This window comes from Metabacillus bambusae, from assembly GCF_017497975.1.
GTDB lineage: Bacteria > Bacillota > Bacilli > Bacillales > Bacillaceae > Metabacillus > Metabacillus bambusae.
On sequence record NZ_JAGDEL010000007.1, the window covers coordinates 89,824 to 114,314 of the forward strand.

The window sequence follows — 24,491 nt, forward strand, 5'->3', positions numbered from 1 at the left end:
GTGCAGGACAGGTTGCTTAAGTGTATGACACTATAGCACTAAATATGAATAAGAGTGAATAAGTTAGCTTTTATTCAATTGGAATTAATAACAAAATAATTATAACAGGTATGTATTTCCAGCATTTCGTCTAAGATGAGTAACAAATCGAGCTACGAAATGGAGAAATCTTATGGCGTATGAGGTAGAAAAGAAAATTGTTTCAAAAGATTTTCAAGAGAATATTGACTATTTGTCTGAACGACTAGGAGTAAAAAAAAGCTTCGATGTCATTCGATTAGATCTTGAATATGCTGGACGAAAAATGGCGTTATTTTTGGTTGATGGATTTGTTAAGGATGATATCCTTCATTATTTAATGAGATATTTATCAGAGCTTTCTCCAGAGCAGATTGAGGAAAACACATTACAGCGGCTGTTAAAAACATATATTCCTTATGTTGAAATTGATAAATCAAATGACTTAAATTCAGTAGTCCACACTGTGTTAGCGGGACCAACTGCCCTTGTCGTTGATGGCATTGATGAGGTAATCCTAATCGATGCACGGACATACCCGGTTAGAGGTCCGCAAGAGCCAGATATGGAGCGAGTTGTTCGAGGCTCTAGAGATGGATATGTTGAAACAATCGTCTTTAACACCGCTTTAACAAGAAGGCGAATAAGAGACCGTTCACTTCGGATGGAATACTTACAAGTTGGTAGACGCTCTAAAACAGATGTTGTTGTTTGTTATTTAGAAGATATTGCCGATTTAGACCATGTAAAGGATCTTAAAGAGTCATTAGAAGCAATCGATACAGATGGTTTACCGATGGGAGAAAAAACAGTTGAAGAGTTTATTGCAGGTAGACATTTAAACCCATACCCTATGGTTCGATACACAGAGCGACCAGATACTGCTGCAGCTCATTTGTATGAGGGACATGTCATTGTTTTCGTTGATGGATCTCCAAGTGCACTTATTACGCCAACAACGTTTTGGCATCATCTCCAGCATGCAGAGGAGTATCGCAATAAACCAGTAGTGGGTGCTTATTTACGAATTGTTCGATTTTTGGCTGTTTGGGCATCAATTTTCCTTTTACCACTTTGGTATTTAGTTGCTGAAAATCCGGGGCTACTACCCCCTGGTCTAGAATTTATCGGAATTAATGAACAAGGTCATATTCCATTACTCATTCAGTTTTTACTTATAGAGATAGGAATAGATGTATTAAGGATGGCTGCGATACATACTCCTTCATCATTAGCAACTGCACTTGGATTAGTTGCAGCTTTGATGATTGGTCAAGTAGCTGTTGAAGTTGGGCTACTAACATATGAAGTTGTTCTTTATTTAGCTATAGCAGCTATCGGAACCTTTGCAACCCCAAGCTACGAGCTTGGACTTGCGAATAGAATCTATCGAATTATCTTATTACTCTTTACAGCATGGCTAGGTGTAATTGGATTTGTAGGTGGAATAACTTGTTGGATTATCATGCTTACTCGCATGAAATCATTTAATGTACCTTATTTATATCCATTCATCCCATTTAATTATCGAGGAATGCGAGATGTATTATTTAGAGCACCTATGCCATTGAAAAACAGACGACCAACGTTTTTGCATCCTCAGGATCCTGATCGTTAATATTCTAAACAGACTAATTTAAAATAGAATTAGTCTGTTTTTTAGTCAATAAGGAAATTATAAAATTCCTTGCACTGTGGGGTTCTATAAAAAAAGGCTGACAATGTCAGCCCTCCACTCATCATGCAACTTTCTTAATAGCAACTTCTTTATATTTGTATTTTTTAAGTTGTACTAGGAACCACACGAACACTGATACAAATACAACTGAGCCACATATCATCGATGTTTGATATGATAGTTGAAATCCTTCTGGAGCATAGAAAATATATGAGCCAGTTACAGCTGTCATAAATAACGCAGGAATGCTTGCAATCCAATGGAATTTCTGATTTTGTAGTAAAAACATTGCTGCTGTCCAAAGCATCACGGTTGCAACAACCTGATTTGTCCAACCAACATAACGCCAAAGGAATGTGTAATCCATTTGGGTTAATAAATAGGTAGGGATTACCACAGGAATTGTCATTAAAACCGTTTTTATCTTGGAATCAAAATTTCCAAATTTGCTAAATAATTCGACTAACATCATTCTCGAAGATCTAAGCGCTGTATCACCAGTAGTTATAGGGAGGATGATAACTCCTAGAATTGCTAAGATGCCGCCAAATTGTCCTAGAGTAGATTTACTAATTTCGTTCACGACACCAGCAGTTCCACCTTCTGCTAAAGCGCCTTGCAAACCATCTGGTCCTCCAAAGAATGTCATACCTGCTGCAGCCCAAATTAATGCAATAATTCCTTCAGAAACCATCGCTCCAAAAAATACTCTGCGACCATCACTTTCTTTTTTCAAGGTTCTAGATAAAATCGGGCTTTGGGTACTATGAAAACCAGAAATAGCTCCACATGAGATGGTTACCATTAATAATGGCCAAATTGGAATTTCACCTGGATGTAAATTTTTAAACGTTAAATTTGGTACCGAGTAATCCATAAAGAATAATGCAAATCCAATGGATACAGCCATAATAATTAAGATAACCCCAAATACTGGATAAATTTTTCCGATTAATTTGTTTATTGGTAAAACTGCAGCCAAAACAAAATAAACAAAAATAAGAAGTAATGATGCTGAATAACTTAATGGTGTTAGCTGTTCAACTAATTGTGCAGGTCCAGCTGTAAATGCTGCAGCAACAAGAATCATTAAAACAATCGAAACAAGATTGATAATCGTTTTAACAGATTTACCTAAATAGCGCCCAACAAGTGTTGGGAATTGTTCTCCGCCGTGTTTTAGAGAAAGCATACCAGAGAAATAATCATGTACAGCACCTGCGAACAAGCACCCAATAACAATCCAAATAAATGCTACAGGTCCATAAAGTGCGCCCATAATCGCACCGAAAATGGGACCTAACCCAGCGATATTTAATAATTGAATGAGAGTAGCCTTAAGCCACCCCATCGGCATAAAGTCTAAACCATCATTTTTAGTGTAAGCAGGAGTAACACGTTGATCATTAATACCGAAAATTCTCTCTACTACTCTTGAATATACAAAATAACCTACAATTAATAAAACGACTGATACAATAAAAGTTGCCATTTCCTGCTCCCCCAAATCTCTTTAATAAAGTATCATCATTTTAAACCTCTATATTATAAAATTCAATATATTTTTTAGAAAAAATAAATTATTCTGATAATTCGGAGGTAGATTTACATAATTCATGATTTATATTGGTTATAATAGAAGTAATATCGGTGTGAGAATTCTGATTCATTTCATGATTGGTATTCTAAAATATAATATTTAAAATAATAGAAAAGTATTTTTATAAAAATAATAAAATGTTAAAACGTTTTCTTGACGCTAAGATCAATTCCTTTATACTTTATAGTAGACCCATATTAAATAGGTCCGAGATGTTTGCAAAAATTTTATAATAGCTACTGAATGAAGAAATGGACAAACGTAAGTAGGTGATCAATTTGAAAACAATTTATGATGTGCAACAGCTTCTTAAACGATATGGAACGATCATTTATATCGGGGACCGTATAGCAGATTTAGAATTAATGGAAGATGAGATAAAACACTTGTATCAATCAAATCTAATAGAACCAAAAGACTACCAAATGGCAATTCTTCTGTTAAGACAAGAGGTACAGAGACTAAAAGGCAAAAATCAGTAATTCGTAATCATATGGCCAAAGTTGTTTGGGTTTACCTAAATCGAAGGTCAGGGAAACAGGTAAAAAACGCCTGGATGAAAACGGTTACTAAATACATATATAATAGTAGAAAAAGGTGATTTTATGAAAGAACAATGGTTAGTTGGTATTGATTTAGGTGGAACAACAATTAAAATGGCATTTATTAACTACTACGGTGAAATTGTTGAAAAGTGGGAAATCCCAACAGACAAATCTGGAAATCAAATTACAACTGATATCGCTAAAGCAATTGATGCAAAGCTTGATGAGCTAGGATATCCTAAATCAAAACTTGCAGGGATAGGAATGGGTGCCCCAGGACCAGTAGACTTAGCTAGTGGTCTCATTTATGAAACTGTAAACTTAGGGTGGAAAAATTACCCGCTAAGAGACCATCTAGAAATGGAAACTGGTTTGCAAGCTGTTATTGATAATGATGCAAATATAGCTGCAATTGGTGAGATGTGGAAGGGCGCAGGAGATGGTGCGAAAGACTTAATTTGTGTCACTCTGGGAACAGGTGTTGGTGGTGGACTTATCTCAAACGGTGAGGTTGTTCATGGTGTTAACGGCGCAGGTGGTGAAATTGGTCATATTACTGTAGTTCCTGAAGGTGGGGCTCCATGTAATTGTGGGAAAACAGGCTGTATTGAAACGATCGCATCTGCTACAGGGATTGTAAGAGTTGCTAAAGAGAAGCTTGCTTCATCTAATCAGGAGAGTATCCTACATCAATTTATAAAAAATGATAAAGAATTAACTTCAAAAGATGTTTTTGATGCAGCTGACCAAGGTGATGTCATTGCTGAGGAAATCATTGATTATATTACTTTCCACCTAGGTTTAACACTTGCCAACGTATCAAATGGATTAAATCCAGAAAAGATTGTAATCGGCGGTGGAGTTTCTAAGGCTGGAGACCGATTATTAAAGAAAGTAGAACACTATTTTAAACGCTTTGCATTTCCAAGGGTAGGTGATGCTGCTACAATTACAGTGGCAACACTTGGGAATGATGCAGGTGTAATTGGTGGAGCATGGTTAGCGAAAACTAAGCTACCTAATAGATAATGACTGCTTTCGCATCGTTTGTAGATTTTCACACATCTTTTACTCCAGGTTTAGCTTAAAATGCTTCAAGGAGTTTAAAAACAAAAAACTTTTTAAATAAACAATTTAAAATCTGGGATAATAAGGAGGAGCCTCTAATATAGAGTGCTCTTTTTTATTTGATAAAGGATGAGTCTTTGGATGATACATCGAGACTACGAGTAATAATTAACATAAACCAATTTATGCAGTAATTAAATGTTATCGAGTCGATTGTTCATTGCAAAATGAACATCTTCTGCCTATTACTTTGCTGAACAAGACGCTTGTATATTGCTTAAAATCGAAAGGGATTTTAAACTTTAATATAAACGAAACTTTTTATGGTTTCATACGTCTAATAATAGGGTAAAAAGAATAAGCTAAACATTATAATTCTATCAGGCTATTGTTAGTACAATATTAAAAAGGATTGATTTTTTGTAAAAGAAGTATTAAGATATGATTTAGCTGTTTCATTTTCAACCTAATAAATGGAAAACATTAGAGATATAAAAAGCGCGATTGTCCCAAGGGATGAGGAGGTAAATGTATGCGTAAGAAATCTTTTTCGAAAATCTCATTTTTACTTTTAGCAACGTTATTTATGTGGATAAAAACATACATTGTCTATAAAACTAGCTTTGATATCAAAATTGAAAACTTCACTCAAGAAGTTATCTTATTCATTAACCCATTAAGTTTCTTGCTGCTAATTTTTGGAATTGGGTTATTTATGAAAGAAAAGAATAGAAACCGCTATATTTTTGGCGCTAGTATATTTGTAACAGTCCTTTTATTAGCGAATATGGTTTTCTATCGTTTCTTTAACGATTTCTTAACAATTCCTGTTTTATTTCAGACAAGCAATATGGGAGATTTAGGAAGCAGCATTAGCGGTTTATTTTTACCGACGGATTTATTGATGTTTGTTGACATTGCTATATTATTTTGGTTATTAAAAAAGCCAACCTTTAAATCTTCTTCACAATTAACACGCAAAGAAAGATCGGCATATTTCTTATTAGTTGCAGCTGTATTTTTCTTTAACTTAGGGCTTGCGGAAACGGAGCGTCCACAATTATTAACACGTTCATTTGACCGTGAAATGCTAGTAAAGAATATTAGTGTATATAACTTTCATATTTATGATGCATTTTTACAATCGAAAACATCTGCTCAACGTGCTTTAGCAGATAGCAATAGCCTAACTGAAATTGAAAACTATGTGAATGCAAACCGTAAGGAGCCTTCAAAAGACTTAAATGGAATTGCTGAAGGACGAAACGTCATTTTACTTTCGTTAGAATCATTGCAAAGCTTTGTTATTAACGAAAAATTAAATGGGGAAGAAATCACTCCGTTTTTAAATGACTTGATTAATGAAAGTTATTATTTTGAAAACTTTTATCATCAAACTGGTCAAGGTAAAACATCTGACTCAGAGTTTATCGTGGATAACTCGTTGTATCCATTAGGTCGTGGAGCTGTATATTTCACAAACAGTAGTAATGAATACACTGCAACTCCTGAGCTTTTAAAAGATTATGGATACTATTCAACAATCTTCCATGCCAATAATAAAAGCTTCTGGAACCGTGACATTATGTATAATACATTGGGTTACGATCGATTCTTTGATGTGAATGATTATGAAGTAACTGAAGAGAACTCAATTGGTTGGGGATTAAAAGATAAAGATTTTATGGATCAATCTGTACAGCATATAGATAATCTTCCACAACCTTTCTATACAAGACTTATTACATTAACAAACCACTTCCCATTTGAATTAGGTGAAGAGGACAAATTAATTGATGAATTTGATTCAAACAGTAAAACATTAAATCAATATATTCCAACTGTACGTTATATGGACGAATCCATTAAACATTTCTTTGAAAAGTTGAAAGAGACAGATGTATACGAAAACTCAATCATCATCTTATATGGTGATCACTATGGAATTTCTGAGAACCATAATGTAGCAATGGAGAAATTCTTGGGTAAAGAAATCACCCCTTTTGAAACAATTCAATTACAACGAGTACCATTTATTGTTCATATTCCAGGTGTCACTGATAAAGAGCCACAAACTTTCTCAAAAGTTGCTGGTCAAGTTGATATCAGACCAACAATTATGAGCCTGCTTGGAATTGATACTAGTGAACAAATTCAGTTTGGTACAGATGTATTCTCTAATGAAAAGCTTTCATTTACAGTATTAAGGGACGGAAGCTTTATAACTGAAAATAACGTCTACACTCGTGGTGTTTGTTATGACAAGGCTACAGGTGAAGAAGCAGATCAAGCTATATGTGAGCCATATATGGAGAAAGCTAAGCAAGAGCTTAACTACTCAGATGAAATAATTTATGGTGATCTTCTTCGTTTCTATGGTGAAGAAACAGAAGCTGTAGATGCAGATTCAGAAAATACAACAACTGAAAAAAATTAGCTAAATAAAGCTGACTCGAGAAAAGGACCATTCCCCACCTCAGGGGAATGTCTTTCCGAGTCAGTTTTTTTTTGATTCCAGACAATTAAATGAATCTTCGTTTCATATCAACAATCTAATTCCTTCTACATAAGCTAGTAATAAATGGGCTTGAGGAGGATAATATGATGACGATCATTCGTACAAAGAAAGAAATTTCATTGAATCTGCTTGCAAATCATTTAGAAATTAATAAGGAATTAATAATTGATAGCAATGTAAATAAAAAGTTTGAAAAAGATTTTATTGAAGCGAATACTCAGCTAAACATTCCGAATTATTGTGATTTAGTGCTTGAAAACAGTGAATTTGTAGAACTTATGAACAATTCATTACCAAGGGTGCATGAAAACATTCAACGTGATACAATTCTTAATACAAAGAAGCCCTATGATTCAGGGAGATTATATAAAGACATCGATCTTTTACTTACAATGTATCCATTTGTAAAAAAAGAGATTATTGGGCATAGTGTTCTAGGTAGTCCTATCATTGAATTAACACTAGGCAAGGGACATAAGAAAGTCCATATGAATGGTTCCTTCCATGCAAATGAATGGATCACAACGAGCATTATGATGCACTGGCTTTCAGATTACTTGGGAGCGTTAGTGAAAAGTGATCAATTTGAAGGGCATGATTGTTTATCTTTGTATAAAGATACGACACTTTCATTTGTCCCCATGGTAAACCCTGATGGTGTCGATCTTGTACTAAATGGCGTACCAAATCACTCGGTATATGAAGCTTCTCTTTTCCAAATGAATGAAGACAGTCTTGATTTTTCTCAATGGAAGGCGAATATCAGGGGTATTGATCTTAATAATCAGTATCCTGTTAATTGGGAAATAGAAAAAGAACGTAAAGTTCCAAAATCACCATCGCCTCGTGATTATCCTGGAGATGCACCTTTAACAGAACCTGAAGCAATTGCACTTGCTGATCTTGTTAAAAGACGTGATTTTGACCGTGTGCTTGCTTTTCATACACAGGGTGAGGAAATATATTGGGGCTACCTTAGAAAGGAGCCTGAAGAGGCAGGGCGAATTGTGAATGAATTTGAGCGGTTAAGTGGATATAAGGCTGTTCGAGATATTGATAGCCATGCAGGTTTCCGTGATTGGTATGTAAATGACTGGAGAAAGCCAGGATATACAGTTGAATTAGGGTTTGGGCAAAATCCATTACCATTTTCACAATTTGATGAGATCTATCGGAAAAGTAAAGGTATCTTTTTAGCTGCCTTATATATGTAACGTCAAAATCAAATAAAGGTGTTGGAATTAGCCAATACCTTTTCGAAATTGATTTTATTATGAAAATTCTCGTGAAAAGTGAAACAAAATCTTCTAAAAAACGTATGATTAATAGAGAGTATTTTTTCACATGATACGAATAGATTTTATATAAATAAAATAGTACATTTAGAGACGAGGTGAAAAAAGAGTTGATGAGATTTACTAAAATTATATCATTACTTATGTTAAGCCTACTTCTTGGTGCAGGCTGTAATCCATCTCATCAACCAGACCAAAATAAAGAGCTTTCATCAATGAGGGAACTCCAACCTGAAGAAAGGTCAGTAAGTCAATCTTTTGAAACAGAAGCGAAAATCCCGCTAGAAATAAATGAAAGTTTATTTCATTCTGTTGCTGATTGGAAAGATGATGAAACTCTACTTTATATCACCAATGATGTAGATGGTTCTGATATACATACATATAACTTATTCACAGGAGAGTCCTCCTTGTTTTTTGTGTCACAAGCACCGATTGTACAATTTGAAGCAAATGCTAATCATTCCCTTTTCTTTGTACATACTAGTCCCACAAGCTATGAGGCAGAATTGATTATTTTGGATACTGATGGAAAGGTAAAATTCAGTACAAAGATAGAATCATACGAGCTACAATACACATGGAATCAAGTTAACCACAATCAGCTTTTTATATCTAGCTTTAGTGAAGATTGGACATTTCAAACATATATGCTAAATGTTAAGGAGAATGATATCACTAAGAATCCGGTTGATTTTCCGTTTATCCAATGGCTTAACGATGAAGAAATATCTTATTTGAAGTGGGATCAAGATGCTCCATCAATAACTGCTCCTCTGTATATTTACAATATTGAAAACCAAGAGGAAAAAGAGCTGGCAAATGGAGTAGTGTCAAACACAAATTTTAATAAGGTAATGTCTACATTTGAGCTAGTAGATGAAAATGGTACAGCTGTCGTACGGTTTTATGATTTGAAAAGTAAAAACAAACTAACAGAAATGCCTACAAGCTTAGTTGCGTTATATTCAGAATGGTCTATTCCGTATCATGATATGGATAGCAAGAAAAATATATTTTATATGTTTGAAGCAAATGAAGCAAAAACATCTTTTTCTCTAATCTCTTTTAATCTTGAAACAGAAGAAAAGCAAACGATAATTGATACTACTGAAAATTTACCGTTTAAGCTTTCACCAAACGGGGATTACGCTTTATATGGTGCTAGATATGAACATATCATTCATTTAGGAGATAAAGCAATTAAAGAACTTGTTAAATTGAATTAGAAGGGAAGTATTTAAGGTGGCAATAGTAGATGTAACAGTTATCCCAATAGGGACAAATAATCCAAGTGTTAGCGAGTATGTAGCAGACATTCAGCAAATATTAAAATCATTTGAAAATGAAGGTAAAATTAAGTTTCAGTTAACACCTATGAACACAATCATTGAAGGGGAACTACCTACTCTATTTGAGGTAATAACTGCGATCCATGAAGCACCTTTCAATAAAGGAATACAAAGAGTGGCTACGAATATCCGTATAGACGATCGACGCGATAAAAAAACAACTATGATAGGTAAGCTTGAAAGTGTACAGAAACATATAACTAAAGATTAATATAAAAAAGATTTAGGGATTGAATAGATGCCCCTAAATCTTTTTTATAGGACTTAAAACCCCTTAGCCAGTATGCTAAGGGGTTGTTTACATTATACTTTAGTGTGCAGTTGGGAAACCGTGATTTAAGATAGTCATGACTGCAAACCATCCAAATACAGCTAAAGTACCAAACGCAAAGAATGCACCAAGAAGGTTTTTTTCTTTAAGTGAACGAATAAAGCCAAAAATTGCAAGAATGGTAACAAGTCCGAAAATAATAACTAAGCCCATTAAAAAAGCCCCCTTACTCTATGTAGATCATTTTCATTGTATCGCTTAGTAAATATACAAGATACAAACAAGTCCTTCTAATATTTTAATCGGTTTCAAGACGTTTGTCGAGTTTATTTTCCATTTAGTGCAAGACAAGACGTAATTAATTATGGAAAATTCACAGTACTTTACTAATCAATTTGATTTTAGCATGACCATTTTGAATAAAGTTCAATCATGGATATCAAGATATCGTAGAACAAAAGAATAGTGTAAAATAAAAGTAACTGAATAACTTGGAGGTATGTAAATGAAGTGGAGACAATTACCATTAGGACCTCTTCAAACAAATTGTTATATTTACTCGAATGAAGAGAAAGAGTGCTTAGTAATCGACCCAGGTGGAGATGCGAACAAGCTGACAAACATCTTGCAGCAGCAACACCTAAAGCCAGTAGCTATTTTACTAACACACGCTCACTTTGATCATATAGGGGCGGTCGATGATATTCGTAATCAGTGGAAGGTACCTGTATATGTACATAAAAATGAAAGGGATTGGTTAACTGAGCCTTCATTAAATGGCTCGCAATTTTTTATGGCAGGAGCTGTAAAAGTATCTGCAGCTGATGAATTAATTAAAAGTGAAGGTACACTAACAATTGGGAATTTTTCATTGCAGGTATATGAAACACCTGGTCATTCACCAGGCAGTATCTCGTTTTACGCTGCTGAAGCAGGAATTGTCTTTTCTGGAGACGCCTTATTTGCAGGAAGCATAGGTAGAACAGATTTACCTGGAGGGAATCATGACCAATTAATTAAAAGCATTCATGATAAACTGCTTACACTTCCTGAGGACACCCTTGTATTGTCAGGTCATGGTCCTGAAACGACTATTGAATTGGAAATGGAGAGAAATCCGTTTTTGAATGGGTTTTGATTAGAAAATACATATAACTAAGGGAATAGAGTATTTTTACAATCCTTCGCTTACAATGAAAACTAAGAAAGTTATAAAATTGCTTGAACATCGTTTAGTGTAGTTTCAATCATCTTTTGCAAGAAAAAACAGGTAGTCCCGAAAAGGGGCTACCTGTTTTTTAGTAATTAGTGTCCAACGCTTTGACCAGGAATCATCATAAATGTTGTCCAATACGTAAATCCGACAAAGAAAACCGTTAAGTAAGCACCAAAGATATAAATGTACATGCGCTCGGATAATTTTAAGTAAGATAAAAAGACGAAAAACCCAGTTTGCCCGAAAAATAGTAAGGAAGTAGTCTTCATGTCACCAAGATAAAACATAACAGCGAAGATTCCTGTCCAGAAACCTAATACTCGAAACATACGATCCATATGTATCCCTCCTTTGTTGGCTTTGCCACAAGCAGTATTAATGCCCTGTCATACAGGTTCAAAATCAAAATGATGTGATTTACAAATTACATCTCCATAATGATAGCTTTTGACAAATCATACTCGTGTATACAAGTCCATCACTCTAATTATTATAATGTACCTTTTACATACTTGTAAATAGCGTTTACACTATACCTGCGACAAAGTAATAAAGAAAATCCTCTTGTAAAGAAATATTTAATTTTAGGTGGATAGCAACTAATGAAAAAAGTCATCTGCAGAAATGACAGATGACTCTTTAATAGCTGGGCTAGCTGATTCGAACCAACGCATGACGGAGTCAAAGTCCGTTGCCTTACCGCTTGGCTATAGCCCATTGATAAGTTACATGCAATCACCATGTTTGAAACGCGTCTTATGTATATCAAAGCAAATCAAATGATCTGTAACAACATTTAGTATTATGTACGAATTTTTCCTTTTCAAAACAAAATTCATCTAATTTTCTTGTGCAATTTTAAAAATTTGTTAAAGAAAATTGAATAACTTAAAGAACAAAATTACATTTTCCTAATGTGATTTTCAGCTAAACATTTTATACAATGATCTTACATGAGAAGAAGTAAGGAAAGGGGAAGAAGAAATGCAAACTATTGAACAGCTGAGTGAACGACTAATAGAAGAAGCTTGTGCATTACGTGCTTCAGATATACACATTGTCCCGAAAGAACAGGAAACGTTGATTCATTTTAGGGTAGATGACGACTTAATAGAGAAACACTCAATGAAAAAAGAGATCTGTGAGCGAATTATTTCTCATTTGAAATTTCTTGCTTCAATGGATATTGGCGAAAGAAGACGGCCACAAAACGGAGCACTATCTATCTCAACAACAAATATTAATGTGCATCTCAGGTTATCAACACTACCTACCATTCATGAAGAAAGCCTTGTTATCCGAATATTACCTCAAGAGAAAATTCCACCAATTACACAATTATCTTTATTCCCTGCTACAACAAACAAATTGCTCTCAATTTTAAACCATTCACACGGATTAATGATTTTCACTGGTCCAACCGGCTCAGGTAAGACAACCACTTTATATTCACTTATCCACTATGCAAAGCGTCATTTTAACCGAAATATTATTACGCTGGAAGACCCAGTTGAAACAAAAAGTGAAGAAGTACTGCAAGTTCAAGTTAATGAAAAAGCTGGAATTACCTACGCTGCAGGCCTAAAGGCAATTTTAAGACACGACCCAGATATAATAATGGTTGGTGAAATTCGGGATCGCGAAACAGCCCAGATTGCGATTAGAGCTAGTCTTACAGGTCATTTAGTACTCTCTACAATGCATACAAGGGATGCAAAGGGTGCGATATACAGGCTACTTGAATTCGATGTAAGTCTATCTGAAATAGAACAAACATTGATCGCAGTTTCAGCTCAGCGCCTAGTACAGCTTAAGTGCCCATTTTGTGAAGGGGAATGTTCTCCTTTTTGTAAGAAATTAAGGAAAAAAAGACGTTTAAGTGTTTATGAATTGCTTTATGGTAAAAACCTAACAGCCGTAGTAAAGGAAGCAAAAGGAGAAGCTTCAGCATATTCTTATCCAATGTTAAAGGATGTGATCAAAAAAGGCATTGCACTTGGATACCTATATCCTAATTCATATGACCGCTGGGTGTTTCGATATGAAGATTAACCAAAAATGGAGCTTAAAGGATCAGGCAATTCTCTTAAAAAGATTAAGTAGTATGCTTGAAAAGGGTTATACCTTGAATGAGGCATTGAATTTCCTATACGTAAATGAAAATGGGAGCAAACAAGGTGACTTATTAGCTTGTTTAGAGCAGCTTTCTTCAGGACATTCATTTCGAAAAGCTTTAACAAATTTACATTTTCATCGTGACGTAATAAGTTATCTTTATTTTGCCGAGCAGCATGGTGATATGGAATTTGCTTTAAGAGAAAGTAGTGAAATTCTCAATAAAAAAATGACACACATAGAAAAACTGTCTAAGATACTTCGTTATCCACTCTTTCTGATCATAACAGTTATTATAATCCTATCAATCGTTCAATCCGTTATTACGCCACAATTTCAGCAGCTTTACGATTCAATGAATATAGAAGCATCCTTCTTTTCGGTATTTCTATTGTTTGTTTTCTCAGCATTAAAGTGGACTGGGTTTGGTGGACTAACTTTGGCGATTGCAATTCTTCACTATTATTTACTCATCTATAAGAAGAAAACAATCGACGAGCAAATGAAAACCTTAATCAAAATCCCAATTGTGAAAAATACCTTTATTATGTTTCATAGCTATTTCTTTGCTCTACAGCTCAGCAATCTTTTGAGAGGAGGGATGTCGACCTTTGAAAGCTTAAAAATATTTGAAAATCAAACTATTTTACCCTTTTATCGAATTGAAGCTAGCCATTTAATTGAACGGTTAAAATCAGGTGCAAAACTTAATCAAATTATTGAAAATCGAGGCTTTTATGAGAAGGAGCTTGCCCTTGTTATCTTACACGGACAGGCTAATGGACAGCTTGCAAGGGAGCTATATATGTACAGTCAATTTGTTATAGAAAAACTTGAACAAAAAGTCGTAAAAGCTATGACAATTATTCAACCGACTATTTATGCATTTGTCGGGATTGTCGTTTTATTTGTATATTTATCCATGCTATTACCAATGTACAAAATGATGGAAAATATTTAGGAGGAAAAATGATAAATCAAAAAGGTTTTACCCTAATTGAAATGCTAATTGTTTTATTAGTTATTTCTGTACTCTTATTAATCACAATACCTAATGTGACAAAGCATAATTCAAGCATTCAAGAAAAGGGCTGTGATGGTTTAATTAATATGGTCCAAGCACAGGCAACAGCATATGAGATCGAAAACACAAAAACACCAAGTGTCGATGATCTAATTGCTGAAGATTACTTACGGGATACACCAGTATGTCCGAATGGGAATAGTGTAGTAATATCTGCAACTGGTGAGGTATCTGAGGGTGGAACAGCGCCAGATGCTCCATAAAAATGGATTTACGCTTGTAGAATCACTCCTCGTGCTTTCGATCGTTAGCATTATGAGCTTTGTGCTCATAGTAAATATTGTGCCAATTTATCATGAAAAAGTGATCGAAACCTTTTTGGAGCAATTTGAAAAAGATATAATGTATGCTCAGCAATATGCCTTAGTAAATGACGAACCTGTTTATATATTATTTACAGTTGAGAGAAATCAATATAAGATCGTAACAGGTTATTCAGCTGAAACCTTGTTAAGTAGTAACTATCAGCATAAAATCCAAATAGAAGGTGTTACTTTAAAGAATCGAGTAACCTTTAATAGCAATGGATCTATACAAAAAAGTGGAACAATGCTCATCTCATATAATGGTAGCAGCTATAAAGTCATTTTTTATCTTGGAAAAGGGAGGATGAAAATTGAAAAATTGTAAAGGATTTTCCTTTGCAGAAACGATTGCTGCATTTAGTATGTGGAGTTTAATTGTCACGATCCTCATTCCACAACTAGTCCTTTTAACACAAGAAAGGATGAATACACAGGAATCCTTAAAGGCATATAAAATTCTTCATCAAAAAACGCAAGAGGTGGCATTTAATAATGCTCCAATGGTAAATGAAGAGTTTGTTCAGGAAGATGTACAATACAACCTATCATGGGAGGAGGAAGAAAAGTATAAAAGAGCTTGCTTGTATTGGACGAATTCGTTCAAAAAAACGAAATCAGTTTGCTTTCTTATATCATAACGAACGTGGTTATACCTTTTTGAATCTGCTTCTTTCCTTCTTTATCTACTCGATTATCGTTTCTACTCTGACAATCATTCTCCACTTTTTACTATCACACTCCCAACATCCGGATGATTTAAAGCCTTATGAATGGGAACTATTTGTCATTCAATTACATAAAGATTTGAAGGAAGCAAGTACTATTACCGCTAATAAATCAGAGATAACCTTTATTAATAAACAAGGACAATTCGTCAGAATAAGTCAATATCAGAACTTAATTCGTAGACAAGTTGATGGAACAGGACATGAAATCTTTTTACTGAAAGTGAAAAGTGTCGAATTCCTACAGGATCTCTCAGGAGTTCAACTATTTGTAGAAAGTATAGCGGGGAAGAACTATCGTCATACTTTCCGTACTTATAAAGAAAGGTCAAGTTCATGAGAAACGAAAAAGGATTTATTTTTCCAACAACCATGGTTATTGTCCTATTTTGCTTGTTGATTGTCGCGCACATCTCGATTTCACTTATAAGTGAAAAGCAATTCTATTCCGAAACAGAACAATATTATCTACTTGATAACTTAATGCAGCTTGCGGTAGACCAATCATTATTTGAAATCAAAAACGGTACAGCGAAAATAAATGAAGTTACTAAAACAAACACAATAAATGGCACCTTCACATATTTAATCAACGAAATCACACCTAGTATTTATGAAGCACAAATTTCATGTATATCAACTAAAAACAAACAATATACAGCAAGCTATCAATATGATCTTATAAAAAAAGAAATGATTGTATGGTCTGAATATTAGCAATTGTGTTATTGTATAAAGAAAAACGTGGAGGATATTTATTTTGAAGGCTATCTATTTAACCGGATTTATGGGAGCGGGGAAAACAACAGTAGGTGAACTACTAGCAGAGAAACTAAATCTACCTGTACTAGATTCAGACCAACAAATTGTAAAAAAGCTAAACATGACCATAAAGGAGATATTTGACCTGCACGGAGAGAGCTTTTTTCGTGATGCGGAAACAGACATCCTCAAAGAACTTCCAACTGAGGATGTAATCATCACAACAGGTGGTGGTATCGTAATAAAAGATGAAAATCGTGCTTTGATGAAAAAGAATGGACAAATTATCTTATTGCATGCAGACGTTGACATTATATATGACCGTGTACACTCAGATACAAATCGTCCTTTAGCAAGTAAGAAAACAAAAGATGAACTTCATGCTTTATATCATTCTCGTGTAGCTTTTTACCAGGATTGTTCATTTACAGTGGGTACATCGAATAAAGATATTGACGAAATTGTGAATGAAATTATTTTCCGATTAAAATAACTAACTTATGGTAATAAATAGAGGTGAGAACAAAAGGTTAGAGGTGTTTTTACCTTGTCAACAAATGATTATGTTAAATATGTAACCCAACAAATCGTAAAGTATATGGACACACCAAAGGAAGCACGCAAACAGCAAAGAGAAGAACGAAAGAATGTTGAAACATCTTCAACATTTTATAGCAATAGGTGGCTTGGAGTGATTCCCTTTTCGCTTAAGCTTATTATGAAAAAGCGGAAAAAATAAGTTTTTGGGAACAGTACAATTTCTTAATTGGAGATTGTACTGTTTTTTTTTGCGCTAAATTACCCCAAAATAAAATTAATCTGTTACTTTTTCCATTATTCAAATGATTTGTTATTTTTATTCTCAGAATATGAAGCTATAGAAAAAGGCTGACTTTTAAATTTTACACTTAATGTGTATCAACTAAAAAGTCAGCCCTTCGTTTCACTTATGCCTCAGGTATAACCTGGATCTTTTTTATTTCACCAGTAGAAGAATCAAAGGTTATAGTTGTGTAAACCGCAAAATCATCCATACCTTCTCTTAAAGTTAAGCGATATTGTTTTACCGTTATATCCTTCTTTGCTTTGTCCCAAATCTTCTGTGAAAACAATACTTGTGATAATGGATATCGTTTTTTCGTTTCATTGACAGCGACATCCTCCCATGTTTTTTGGGAAACAGCATGAACTTCAGGTGAAAATGAAACCTGTGTAGCTGTTAATCCGTATAGTATTGTAAGAAGAAATATCCATTTTTTCACCTAAAAACACCATCCTTGTTATGTATTTATTTCCATAATCATGAAAACTATACATTCCCTTGCAGGTGTTATGCAGATAAGAAAAGCGGTAAATTCAATAATAAGTACAGGCATGTTTAAGGTTTGGATGATATCATAATATTATACCAATAGAAATTTTTAAGGGGGAATTAGTATGGCTACATTCATTTCTACGATCTTTTTTATTACACTATTTTTTATTGTAATTGGCATAGTAGTAAGTACGAAGGGGAGGAAAAACGTAAAATCAAGAAAGCAGGACTCTACCTTCGTTCCACCGTATATGATCGGTGATTCAGATCACAAGCATGATCAGGACCATCATGATTCGAATGATTCATTTGGTGGCGATTCAGGTGGAGATGGTGGAGGCGGTGGTGGGGGAGATTGAGGAAGTTTCTTATCATTGTATCAATTCTATTTCTAACAGCGTGTTCATCTGAAGAAATTACTTCATTAAATAAAATGAAAATTTCCCCAACAGATTTTTCAAAGAGAGAAACGATATTGCTTGAGGGCTTAATGGGTCAAGAAGTTTTAGGTTATGATGTAAAATCAATTCCAAATGAGCATTTATTAAATATCATCGTCGAACATTATCACGATGGTGTAAAACAAGAAAATGTTGTAGAGATGGCAGATTCTATCCTAGAAGAAAATAATTTGGAGACAATTGTTATAACAAGAGAAAAAACAGACAAAGGTTTTACCTTTAAAACTATAGTACTTTATGAAAATGGGTTTAACTCAATGGTGTCATATGGTGAATCTGAAGAAGTAAATGCCTCTTCACTTTTCAAAAAGCTTGAAGAAGAAATCACATTTACTTTGAATGAGGAAATTATCATTGGTTTGGTAATTGAAGATAATGGTAATGAACTGATGAGCGGAACATTAAAAGAGAATGATCCTAGATTCCAAGAAATAATTGATTTGTATCAAGATGTGTTTGTTTACAAAGTGTCTGTTTCAAAGGAATAGAACAGCAAGAAGGACGTCAGATGACGGCCTTTTTGCTACTTCCAATCCTTACCATGGTGAAGAAACTGTTTAATTTCATCAAAGGACAATCCTAGCTTCTTTGCTTCCATCATTAATTCAATCCATTCTTGATCTAACTGGTTAAATTGAATTGTTTCCTTCACTTTATTCATGTAGCTTGTCCTCCTGGATAAGGTTTGTTGTTTGCTTTTTGGTTTCCTTCCACTTTCGAAACTTCAAGTAATCACGGAATTCCTTGAAATCATTCTTGCTCATGCCTTCCTCAATCGCTTTGTTTAACAAACGACTCCATTCGTCATCAAAAACAAACTCTCTTGATTTAATTTCAGAAGAAGAAGGACCTAATAAAACTTCAACATCTATCTCAAGAGTTGAAGCAATCTTTCTTAAAAATTGAAGCGAGGGATTTTTCTGCACATCTCGTTCAATGTAGCTTAAGTAAGATTTCGAAACTCCTGCTAACTCAGCTAATTCACTAATCGAATATCCCTTCTCCTGCCTCAACTCCTTTAAACGTTCTCCAACCATGTAGATGTTCTCCTTATCCTCAATTACCAGAATATAGTCTTGCACCATTCATTATATGAAACAATTTGTTCTTAATAAAGTAACGTAATTGTATGAAAATGAAAGAGAATAAGAGGAAAATCAGGATAACTGTTCTTTTTAATGAAAAAATAGCGGAATATGAGAGTTTTTGAAAATAGGATAATTGGCATATATTGATAGTGGTTATTTTAGGTTACTATCAGTTATGGAACTTTTTAAAGAACACTTTTTTTAATGATTTATTGTCATAATCAGTAGTCTGTTAAAATAAGATGATTGAGCAATAATATTGATAGAAAGAGGGAAATATCAGGTTTTAGTATTTTATGAATGAATAATTCTTAATAGACATCATTTGTTGATTTTATGTAAAAATGATAAATATTTTTGAAAAAACATTGACTTGTTCTTTATAGTGAACTATCCTAGTTTATAGAGCAGGAAGCAATTCAATTCGTTTTGTGAATTTAAAAACTTGTATATTAAGTAATGTTTTTTGTTCTTAATTAAGAATAAAATCTTAAATAAGAAGGTGAATGTTGATATGTCTGGCTTTAATGAGCTTGAGAATAAGCATGTAAATGAAAATAAGCAAGCAAAGGAAATCAACCTAAAAGAGGTTTTTCAAGTATTAAAACGATATATCTGGATCATCGTTCTTCTAACAATTCTCACAACTGCTGCAGGAGCTTATTATTCAAAGTCTACCTACACACCTATGTACCAAGCAACTTCACGAATCATTATTGGGGCAGATAGCACGTTAATTACTACGCTAAAGGTCATAATTCAAGATACAACAGTTTTGGAAAAGGTTGTAAAAAAGTTGGACCTACCATATCCAGCTGAAGCATTAAGTAGCAAAATAAGTGTAGGAAGTATCGAAAATTCACAAGTTGTTACAATTACTGTTACCGATTCAAATTCAAAGCAAGCAGCGATTCTTGCCAATTCGGTTGCTGAAACGTACAAAGAAGAAATTCCGACAATTATGGATTTTAAAGAAGTAAAACTACTTTCCGAAGCAAAGGAAGTACCGATACCAATTAATCAAGATCAAAACAAAACAATTATCATCTCATTTATTGGTGGCATCGTCATCGGTATTGGTTTAGCATTTTTACTAGATTCGTTAAATAATAGTGTGAGAAAAGAATATGAGGTTGAGGAATTGCTAGGAATCCCGGTGTTAGGTTCAGTATCTAAAATGAAAAAGAAAAATATGCAAAAGAAGAAAAAAAAGCTAACAAGATTCGAATATAGGAGTGAGACACTTGGTTCTTAATCTGAATAAAAAAAAGTCTATTAAGGAAATGACAAAACGCCATTTTGTCTCCTACACAAATCCTAGTTCGCAAATAGCTGAACAATTTCGGACTATAAGAACCAATATTCAATTTTCATCAATCGATCAGAAGCATAAAACATTAATTATTACCTCACCATCATCAGGAGAAGGAAAAACAACTTCAGCTATTAATTTGGCGATATCAATTTCTCAGCAAGGTGAAAGGGTATTGCTAATTGATGCAAATTTACGTAGACCCACTCTTCATACATCGTTTAACTTAAAGGATTCCCATGGTTTAACAGATGTGTTAATGGGTCGAGTATCATTAGAAGAAGCAACATTCCAAACTCAAATTGGTAGATTAGAAGTATTAACAAGTGGCATAATTCCTCCTAATCCAACAGAGTTAATTGGATCAAAGGCAATGAGCTTTTTCATAAAGGACATAAAAGAAGAATTTGATGTTATTATTTTTGATTGTCCACCAGTCCTTGAAACAACAGATACGAAATTATTAGCTGGCCAATGTGATGGAGTTGTTTTAGTTCTTAATAGTGGTAAATCAGATCGAGAGAAGGCAGCTGAAGCAAATAGGTTGTTACATTTAGTTAGAGCAAAAGTGTTAGGAGTTATCTTAAACGAACGAGAATAAATTTTCAATATTTTGTTCTTTATTAAGAATGTATTGTGCTTTATAGGTGATATCTCCTAGCCTTTATCAATGGAGGTACTCGGCCGTGCTGTGGGTTGAAAGATACCTTAGACGCTTAGTCGTCAAGAGTATGGTGTGAGGGCGGGTTAAATGCCCACATTATTAAAATAATTACTTATATATCTCGATTGTGAGATTTATAAGTAATCATTTTAATAGGAGGAGCTGAAACCATGAAGGAGTTTGATCAATTTCCAAAGGTTATGAAAAAGCTCGTGCGTTACATAAAACAAGATGCATCTATTGATCAGCTTGAGCAATTTAAAAAAAGTATTAGATTACGCCATTGAAAAACGAATGGTCATGCTAAAGAAAACGTCACAAAACTAGAAAGGAGTGAAAAAGAGTGTCCTATCATAGTCGATTCTGGTTATTAATTATATTAGATTCAGGAATTGTTTTATCAACGATTTATTTTAGCCAAAAGTTAATAAATCCAAATCTTCAAAGTTTAACAATGCCAATGTTTATTATTTCTATCACCTTATTACTTGGTCATCATCTATTTTCATTAATTTATAAGCTATATAAAAAAGCTTGGGAATATGCCAGCATTGGTGAATTGATAAGTATTTTTAAAGTTATAACTTACACCATTATTTTAACTGGGGTCGTTCAGCAACTTGTACAAAACCAGGTTGATTACAGAATTCTGGCCATTACGTGGATGATACATTTATTACTTATTGGCGGCTCACGTTTCTTTTGGAGAATCTATCGAGATACGTATTTAAAACAACCATTAAATAAGAAACGAACTCTTATTGTAGGAGCAGGTTCAGCTGGAACGATGGTAGCAAGACAGCTAATAAATAATCATGATGGTGAATTACTACCTATCGCATTTATTGATGATAATGTGAACAAACAGAAGTTAGATATTCTTGGGATACCAGTTATGGGCGGTGTACAGCAAATTGAACAGCTAACCAAAAAGCTAAATATCGCAAACATTGTTATTGCAATTCCTTCCTTAAGTAAGAAACAGCTAAATCAAATCTTTAAAGAATGTGCAAAAACATCTGCAAAAACACAAATGATTCCTATGCTTGAGGATCTAATGACTGGAAAAATCTCAGTCAATCAATTTCGAGATGTTCAAGTTGAAGATCTACTCGGGCGAGAAGCAATCGAGCTTGATATGACGAGTATTTGTGAGTATGTCACAGACAAAGTTGTTCTTGTTACAGGAGCAGGTGGTTCAATCGGGTCAGAAATTTGCAGGCAAATCTCAAAATTCAACCCAAAAACACTGGTGTTGCTAGGACATGGAGAAAACAGTATTTATTCGATTGAAATGGAAATGAAGGAATCAATTAAGGATTCTGATATCGATATCATAACTGAAATTGCTGATTTACAGGATTATGACAAACTGTTGAATGTAATGACGATCTATCAGCCAAATGTTGTGTATCATGCAGCAGCACATAAACATGTTCCACTTATGGAGCGAAGCCCAGAAGAAGCAGTAAAAAACAATATGATTGGAACAAAAAATATTGCACAGGCCTCGAGTATTCATGGTGTCGAAACATTCGTAATGATCTCAACCGATAAAGCCGTAAATCCTACAAGTGTCATGGGCTCGACAAAGAGATTGGCTGAAATGCTTATTCAGCACTTTGATCAAATGAGTGCAACAAGATTTGTCGCTGTTCGTTTTGGAAATGTACTAGGAAGTAGAGGAAGTGTCATTCCATTATTTAAAAGACAAATTCAAAATGGCGGTCCAGTCACAGTAACACATCCAGATATGGTTCGGTACTTTATGACAATCCCAGAAGCTTCAAGACTAGTTATTCAAGCTGGAGCTTTAGCAAAGGGTGGAGAAATTTTTGTTCTTGATATGGGCGACCCAGTTAAAATCGTCGACCTTGCTAAAAATCTGATTAAACTATCAGGAAATAACATTGATGAAATTGGGATAGAATTCTCTGGAATAAGACCAGGTGAAAAGCTTTTCGAAGAGCTTTTAAAGAAAGAAGAGGTTCATGATGAACAAATCTATCCAAAAATCTATATTGGTAAAACATCTAATTTATATATAGAAGAAATTGAATATATTATTAAAAACTTTAAAACGCTAGAACGAGATCATTTAAGAAAAACATTACTAGATCTAGCTAATGAACGAGTACCATATCAGAAAAAATTAGTCTCAGTTTAATAGAGGAGAGTGTCATCGGTGAAAGTAAGAAAAGCCATCATCCCCGCAGCAGGATTAGGAACAAGATTTTTACCAGCAACAAAAGCAATGCCAAAAGAAATGCTGCCGATCGTTGATAAGCCAACAATTCAATACATTATCGAAGAAGCAGTTGAATCAGGGATTGAGGATATCATTATTGTAACAGGAAAAGGAAAACGAGCGATTGAGGATCATTTTGATCACTCGTTTGAGCTAGAGTACACATTAATGGAAAAAGGAAAGATTGAACTTCTAAACGAGGTTCAAAAAGCATCAAAATTAGTTGATATCCACTATATTCGCCAGAAAGAACCACGTGGATTAGGCCATGCAATATGGTGTGCGCGTAAGTTTATCGGGAACGAACCCTTTGCAGTGTTACTAGGAGACGATATCGTAAGGGCAGAGAAGCCATGCTTAAAACAAATGATTGAGCAATATGAACGCTACAATGCATCGATTATTGGTGTTCAACATGTGAAAGATGAAGAAGTATCTCGTTACGGCATCGTAGACGGATTCGAAATAGGCGATCGTTTTTATAATGTTAGCAATCTAGTTGAAAAACCAAAGCAAGAGGAAGCACCTTCGAACCTAGCGATAATGGGACGCTATATTTTAAGTCCAAAAATCTTTGACTTGCTAGCTGAACAAAGGCCAGGTGCTGGCGGTGAAATTCAGTTGACAGATGCTATTGCTACATTAAACGAGTTAGAAGCGATTTATGCTTATAACTTTGAAGGTAAACGGTATGATGTTGGTGAAAAAATGGGCTTTATCCAAACAACGATTGAGCTTGCCTTACAACGTGAGGATTTAAAATATGAACTGCTTGAGTTTTTAAATAAAGTAATCGAAAAAGAAGTGACTGAAATTTAACACCCTCAAATAACGGGTGTTTTTTCATGCTT

At 34.3% G+C, this 24,491-nt stretch carries 29 protein-coding genes and 1 tRNA gene; 23 read left to right on the forward strand and 7 right to left on the reverse strand.

The genetic code is table 11. The annotated features are described in order from the left end of the window. Window positions 1–172 precede the first annotated feature (172 nt). The gene (locus tag I7822_RS11665; RefSeq protein ID WP_207978261.1) at window positions 173–1,636 is read left to right on the forward strand and encodes a spore germination protein; all 1,464 of its coding nucleotides are present in this window, start codon (window positions 173–175) and stop codon (window positions 1,634–1,636) included. A 121-nt stretch (window positions 1,637–1,757) separates the two neighbouring features. On the opposite strand, the gene I7822_RS11670 is transcribed toward I7822_RS11665, so the two are convergent. Beyond that, on the reverse strand, window positions 1,758–3,188 hold the full coding sequence (locus tag I7822_RS11670; RefSeq protein WP_207978263.1) for a carbon starvation CstA family protein: 1,431 nt from the start codon (window positions 3,186–3,188) through the stop codon (window positions 1,758–1,760). Between the two features lie 386 nt (window positions 3,189–3,574). Here I7822_RS11670 and I7822_RS11675 point away from each other — a divergent pair, with 386 nt between their 5' ends. The 6 genes from I7822_RS11675 (at window position 3,575) to I7822_RS11700 (ending at window position 10,285) form a co-directional block, all read left to right on the forward strand. Next, a complete protein-coding gene (locus I7822_RS11675) occupies window positions 3,575–3,778 on the forward strand; it encodes a YqgQ family protein (protein WP_207978265.1) in 204 nt (67 codons plus the stop codon). Window positions 3,779–3,901: 123 nt separating this feature from the next. Beyond that, entirely contained in the window at window positions 3,902–4,870 is a 969-nt protein-coding gene (locus I7822_RS11680; protein ID WP_207978271.1) for an ROK family glucokinase, read from the forward strand. 571 nt (window positions 4,871–5,441) lie between these two features. Next, window positions 5,442–7,346 carry an LTA synthase family protein gene (locus I7822_RS11685; RefSeq protein ID WP_207978273.1) on the forward strand — a complete coding sequence of 635 codons (1,905 nt, stop codon included), beginning with the start codon at window positions 5,442–5,444 and terminating at the stop codon, window positions 7,344–7,346. A gap of 167 nt (window positions 7,347–7,513) precedes the next feature. After that, the gene (locus tag I7822_RS11690) at window positions 7,514–8,641 is read left to right on the forward strand and encodes a M14 family metallopeptidase (RefSeq protein ID WP_243459432.1); all 1,128 of its coding nucleotides are present in this window, start codon (window positions 7,514–7,516) and stop codon (window positions 8,639–8,641) included. Between the two features lie 194 nt (window positions 8,642–8,835). Then, window positions 8,836–9,951: a YqgU-like beta propeller domain-containing protein gene (locus tag I7822_RS11695; protein WP_207978277.1), complete on the forward strand. Its 1,116-nt coding sequence runs from the start codon at window positions 8,836–8,838 to the stop codon at window positions 9,949–9,951. A 16-nt stretch (window positions 9,952–9,967) separates the two neighbouring features. After that, a complete protein-coding gene (locus tag I7822_RS11700) occupies window positions 9,968–10,285 on the forward strand; it encodes an MTH1187 family thiamine-binding protein (protein WP_207978279.1) in 318 nt (105 codons plus the stop codon). Window positions 10,286–10,384: 99 nt separating this feature from the next. Here I7822_RS11700 and I7822_RS11705 read toward each other — a convergent pair whose 3' ends face one another. Then, window positions 10,385–10,558: a DUF2759 domain-containing protein gene (locus I7822_RS11705; RefSeq protein WP_207978281.1), complete on the reverse strand. Its 174-nt coding sequence runs from the start codon at window positions 10,556–10,558 to the stop codon at window positions 10,385–10,387. A gap of 292 nt (window positions 10,559–10,850) precedes the next feature. Between I7822_RS11705 and I7822_RS11710 the strand changes: the two genes are divergently transcribed. Next, the gene (locus I7822_RS11710; RefSeq protein ID WP_207978283.1) at window positions 10,851–11,483 is read left to right on the forward strand and encodes an MBL fold metallo-hydrolase; all 633 of its coding nucleotides are present in this window, start codon (window positions 10,851–10,853) and stop codon (window positions 11,481–11,483) included. 167 nt (window positions 11,484–11,650) lie between these two features. On the opposite strand, the gene I7822_RS11715 is transcribed toward I7822_RS11710, so the two are convergent. Both I7822_RS11715 and I7822_RS11720 read right to left on the reverse strand, forming a co-directional pair. After that, window positions 11,651–11,899, reverse strand: a complete 249-nt coding sequence (locus I7822_RS11715; RefSeq protein WP_066334907.1) for a DUF2626 domain-containing protein — start codon at window positions 11,897–11,899, stop codon at window positions 11,651–11,653. A gap of 308 nt (window positions 11,900–12,207) precedes the next feature. Then, window positions 12,208–12,278: transfer RNA gene (locus I7822_RS11720), tRNA-Gln, on the reverse strand. 267 nt (window positions 12,279–12,545) lie between these two features. Here I7822_RS11720 and comGA point away from each other — a divergent pair. The 9 genes from comGA to I7822_RS11765 are packed head-to-tail and all read left to right on the forward strand — an operon-like array spanning window position 12,546 to window position 17,291. Continuing rightward, the gene (comGA, locus tag I7822_RS11725; protein ID WP_207978285.1) at window positions 12,546–13,613 is read left to right on the forward strand and encodes a competence type IV pilus ATPase ComGA; all 1,068 of its coding nucleotides are present in this window, start codon (window positions 12,546–12,548) and stop codon (window positions 13,611–13,613) included. After that, on the forward strand, window positions 13,603–14,637 hold the full coding sequence (comGB, locus tag I7822_RS11730) for a competence type IV pilus assembly protein ComGB (RefSeq protein WP_207978287.1): 1,035 nt from the start codon (window positions 13,603–13,605) through the stop codon (window positions 14,635–14,637). Before comGA ends, comGB begins: the two co-directional genes overlap by 11 nt. A gap of 11 nt (window positions 14,638–14,648) precedes the next feature. Next, window positions 14,649–14,963: a competence type IV pilus major pilin ComGC gene (gene comGC / locus I7822_RS11735; RefSeq protein WP_207978459.1), complete on the forward strand. Its 315-nt coding sequence runs from the start codon at window positions 14,649–14,651 to the stop codon at window positions 14,961–14,963. Then, on the forward strand, window positions 14,953–15,390 hold the full coding sequence (gene comGD / locus I7822_RS11740) for a competence type IV pilus minor pilin ComGD (protein ID WP_207978289.1): 438 nt from the start codon (window positions 14,953–14,955) through the stop codon (window positions 15,388–15,390). The genes comGC and comGD overlap by 11 nt, the downstream gene beginning before the upstream one ends. Beyond that, complete coding sequence (gene comGE / locus I7822_RS11745; protein WP_207978291.1) at window positions 15,377–15,703, forward strand: competence type IV pilus minor pilin ComGE; 327 nt, start codon at window positions 15,377–15,379, stop codon at window positions 15,701–15,703. Before comGD ends, comGE begins: the two co-directional genes overlap by 14 nt. After that, complete coding sequence (comGF, locus tag I7822_RS11750) at window positions 15,594–16,130, forward strand: competence type IV pilus minor pilin ComGF (RefSeq protein WP_279381951.1); 537 nt, start codon at window positions 15,594–15,596, stop codon at window positions 16,128–16,130. The genes comGE and comGF overlap by 110 nt, the downstream gene beginning before the upstream one ends. Then, window positions 16,127–16,507 (forward strand): competence type IV pilus minor pilin ComGG, encoded by a 381-nt coding sequence (comGG, locus tag I7822_RS11755; RefSeq protein ID WP_207978295.1) that lies wholly within the window; start codon window positions 16,127–16,129, stop codon window positions 16,505–16,507. The genes comGF and comGG overlap by 4 nt, the downstream gene beginning before the upstream one ends. 43 nt (window positions 16,508–16,550) lie before the next feature. Further along, the gene (locus tag I7822_RS11760; protein WP_207978297.1) at window positions 16,551–17,045 is read left to right on the forward strand and encodes a shikimate kinase; all 495 of its coding nucleotides are present in this window, start codon (window positions 16,551–16,553) and stop codon (window positions 17,043–17,045) included. Window positions 17,046–17,099: 54 nt separating this feature from the next. Further along, window positions 17,100–17,291: a YqzE family protein gene (locus tag I7822_RS11765; RefSeq protein WP_207978299.1), complete on the forward strand. Its 192-nt coding sequence runs from the start codon at window positions 17,100–17,102 to the stop codon at window positions 17,289–17,291. Between the two features lie 208 nt (window positions 17,292–17,499). On the opposite strand, the gene I7822_RS29915 is transcribed toward I7822_RS11765, so the two are convergent. After that, window positions 17,500–17,814: a DUF3889 domain-containing protein gene (locus tag I7822_RS29915; protein WP_207978301.1), complete on the reverse strand. Its 315-nt coding sequence runs from the start codon at window positions 17,812–17,814 to the stop codon at window positions 17,500–17,502. A 175-nt stretch (window positions 17,815–17,989) separates the two neighbouring features. Between I7822_RS29915 and I7822_RS11775 the strand changes: the two genes are divergently transcribed. Together I7822_RS11775 and I7822_RS11780 are read left to right on the forward strand one after the other, a co-directional pair. Then, a complete protein-coding gene (locus I7822_RS11775; RefSeq protein WP_207978303.1) occupies window positions 17,990–18,226 on the forward strand; it encodes a YxzE family protein in 237 nt (78 codons plus the stop codon). Further along, entirely contained in the window at window positions 18,223–18,816 is a 594-nt protein-coding gene (locus tag I7822_RS11780; protein ID WP_207978305.1) for a YgaN family protein, read from the forward strand. Before I7822_RS11775 ends, I7822_RS11780 begins: the two co-directional genes overlap by 4 nt. Before the next feature lie 35 nt (window positions 18,817–18,851). Here the strand turns inward: I7822_RS11780 and I7822_RS11785 are convergent, their stop codons facing one another. Both I7822_RS11785 and I7822_RS11790 read right to left on the reverse strand, forming a co-directional pair. Then, a complete protein-coding gene (locus I7822_RS11785; protein ID WP_207978307.1) occupies window positions 18,852–18,989 on the reverse strand; it encodes an anti-repressor SinI family protein in 138 nt (45 codons plus the stop codon). Next, on the reverse strand, window positions 18,982–19,365 hold the full coding sequence (locus tag I7822_RS11790) for a helix-turn-helix domain-containing protein (protein ID WP_207978309.1): 384 nt from the start codon (window positions 19,363–19,365) through the stop codon (window positions 18,982–18,984). The genes I7822_RS11785 and I7822_RS11790 overlap by 8 nt, the downstream gene beginning before the upstream one ends. A gap of 565 nt (window positions 19,366–19,930) precedes the next feature. Here I7822_RS11790 and I7822_RS11795 point away from each other — a divergent pair. From I7822_RS11795 to galU, 4 genes are all read left to right on the forward strand, one after another. Beyond that, a complete protein-coding gene (locus tag I7822_RS11795; protein WP_207978311.1) occupies window positions 19,931–20,671 on the forward strand; it encodes a YveK family protein in 741 nt (246 codons plus the stop codon). Continuing rightward, a complete protein-coding gene (locus I7822_RS11800) occupies window positions 20,661–21,329 on the forward strand; it encodes a CpsD/CapB family tyrosine-protein kinase (RefSeq protein WP_243459425.1) in 669 nt (222 codons plus the stop codon). Before I7822_RS11795 ends, I7822_RS11800 begins: the two co-directional genes overlap by 11 nt. A gap of 406 nt (window positions 21,330–21,735) precedes the next feature. Further along, the gene (locus I7822_RS11805; RefSeq protein ID WP_207978312.1) at window positions 21,736–23,559 is read left to right on the forward strand and encodes a polysaccharide biosynthesis protein; all 1,824 of its coding nucleotides are present in this window, start codon (window positions 21,736–21,738) and stop codon (window positions 23,557–23,559) included. Between the two features lie 18 nt (window positions 23,560–23,577). Beyond that, on the forward strand, window positions 23,578–24,459 hold the full coding sequence (galU, locus tag I7822_RS11810) for a UTP--glucose-1-phosphate uridylyltransferase GalU (RefSeq protein ID WP_207978314.1): 882 nt from the start codon (window positions 23,578–23,580) through the stop codon (window positions 24,457–24,459). The last annotated feature ends 32 nt before the right edge of the window (window positions 24,460–24,491 follow it).

Bases quoted from the DNA above. Each gene is read 5' to 3' on its own strand.
- I7822_RS11710 (WP_207978283.1), top strand. From the start codon at position 10,851: ATGAAGTGGAGACAATTACCATTAGGACCTCTTCAAACAAATTGTTAT.
- I7822_RS11705 (WP_207978281.1), bottom strand. From the start codon at position 10,558: ATGGGCTTAGTTATTATTTTCGGACTTGTTACCATTCTTGCAATTTTT.
- I7822_RS11670 (WP_207978263.1), bottom strand. From the start codon at position 3,188: ATGGCAACTTTTATTGTATCAGTCGTTTTATTAATTGTAGGTTATTTT.
- comGA (WP_207978285.1), top strand. From the start codon at position 12,546: ATGCAAACTATTGAACAGCTGAGTGAACGACTAATAGAAGAAGCTTGT.
- I7822_RS11715 (WP_066334907.1), bottom strand. From the start codon at position 11,899: ATGGATCGTATGTTTCGAGTATTAGGTTTCTGGACAGGAATCTTCGCT.
- I7822_RS11790 (WP_207978309.1), bottom strand. From the start codon at position 19,365: ATGGTTGGAGAACGTTTAAAGGAGTTGAGGCAGGAGAAGGGATATTCG.
- I7822_RS11680 (WP_207978271.1), top strand. From the start codon at position 3,902: ATGAAAGAACAATGGTTAGTTGGTATTGATTTAGGTGGAACAACAATT.
- comGB (WP_207978287.1), top strand. From the start codon at position 13,603: ATGAAGATTAACCAAAAATGGAGCTTAAAGGATCAGGCAATTCTCTTA.
- I7822_RS11775 (WP_207978303.1), top strand. From the start codon at position 17,990: ATGGCTACATTCATTTCTACGATCTTTTTTATTACACTATTTTTTATT.
- I7822_RS11685 (WP_207978273.1), top strand. From the start codon at position 5,442: ATGCGTAAGAAATCTTTTTCGAAAATCTCATTTTTACTTTTAGCAACG.
- comGD (WP_207978289.1), top strand. From the start codon at position 14,953: ATGCTCCATAAAAATGGATTTACGCTTGTAGAATCACTCCTCGTGCTT.
- I7822_RS11695 (WP_207978277.1), top strand. From the start codon at position 8,836: ATGAGATTTACTAAAATTATATCATTACTTATGTTAAGCCTACTTCTT.
- I7822_RS11665 (WP_207978261.1), top strand. From the start codon at position 173: ATGGCGTATGAGGTAGAAAAGAAAATTGTTTCAAAAGATTTTCAAGAG.
- I7822_RS11795 (WP_207978311.1), top strand. From the start codon at position 19,931: ATGTCTGGCTTTAATGAGCTTGAGAATAAGCATGTAAATGAAAATAAG.
- comGF (WP_279381951.1), top strand. From the start codon at position 15,594: ATGTACAATACAACCTATCATGGGAGGAGGAAGAAAAGTATAAAAGAG.
- I7822_RS11690 (WP_243459432.1), top strand. From the start codon at position 7,514: ATGACGATCATTCGTACAAAGAAAGAAATTTCATTGAATCTGCTTGCA.
- I7822_RS11785 (WP_207978307.1), bottom strand. From the start codon at position 18,989: ATGAATAAAGTGAAGGAAACAATTCAATTTAACCAGTTAGATCAAGAA.
- comGG (WP_207978295.1), top strand. From the start codon at position 16,127: ATGAGAAACGAAAAAGGATTTATTTTTCCAACAACCATGGTTATTGTC.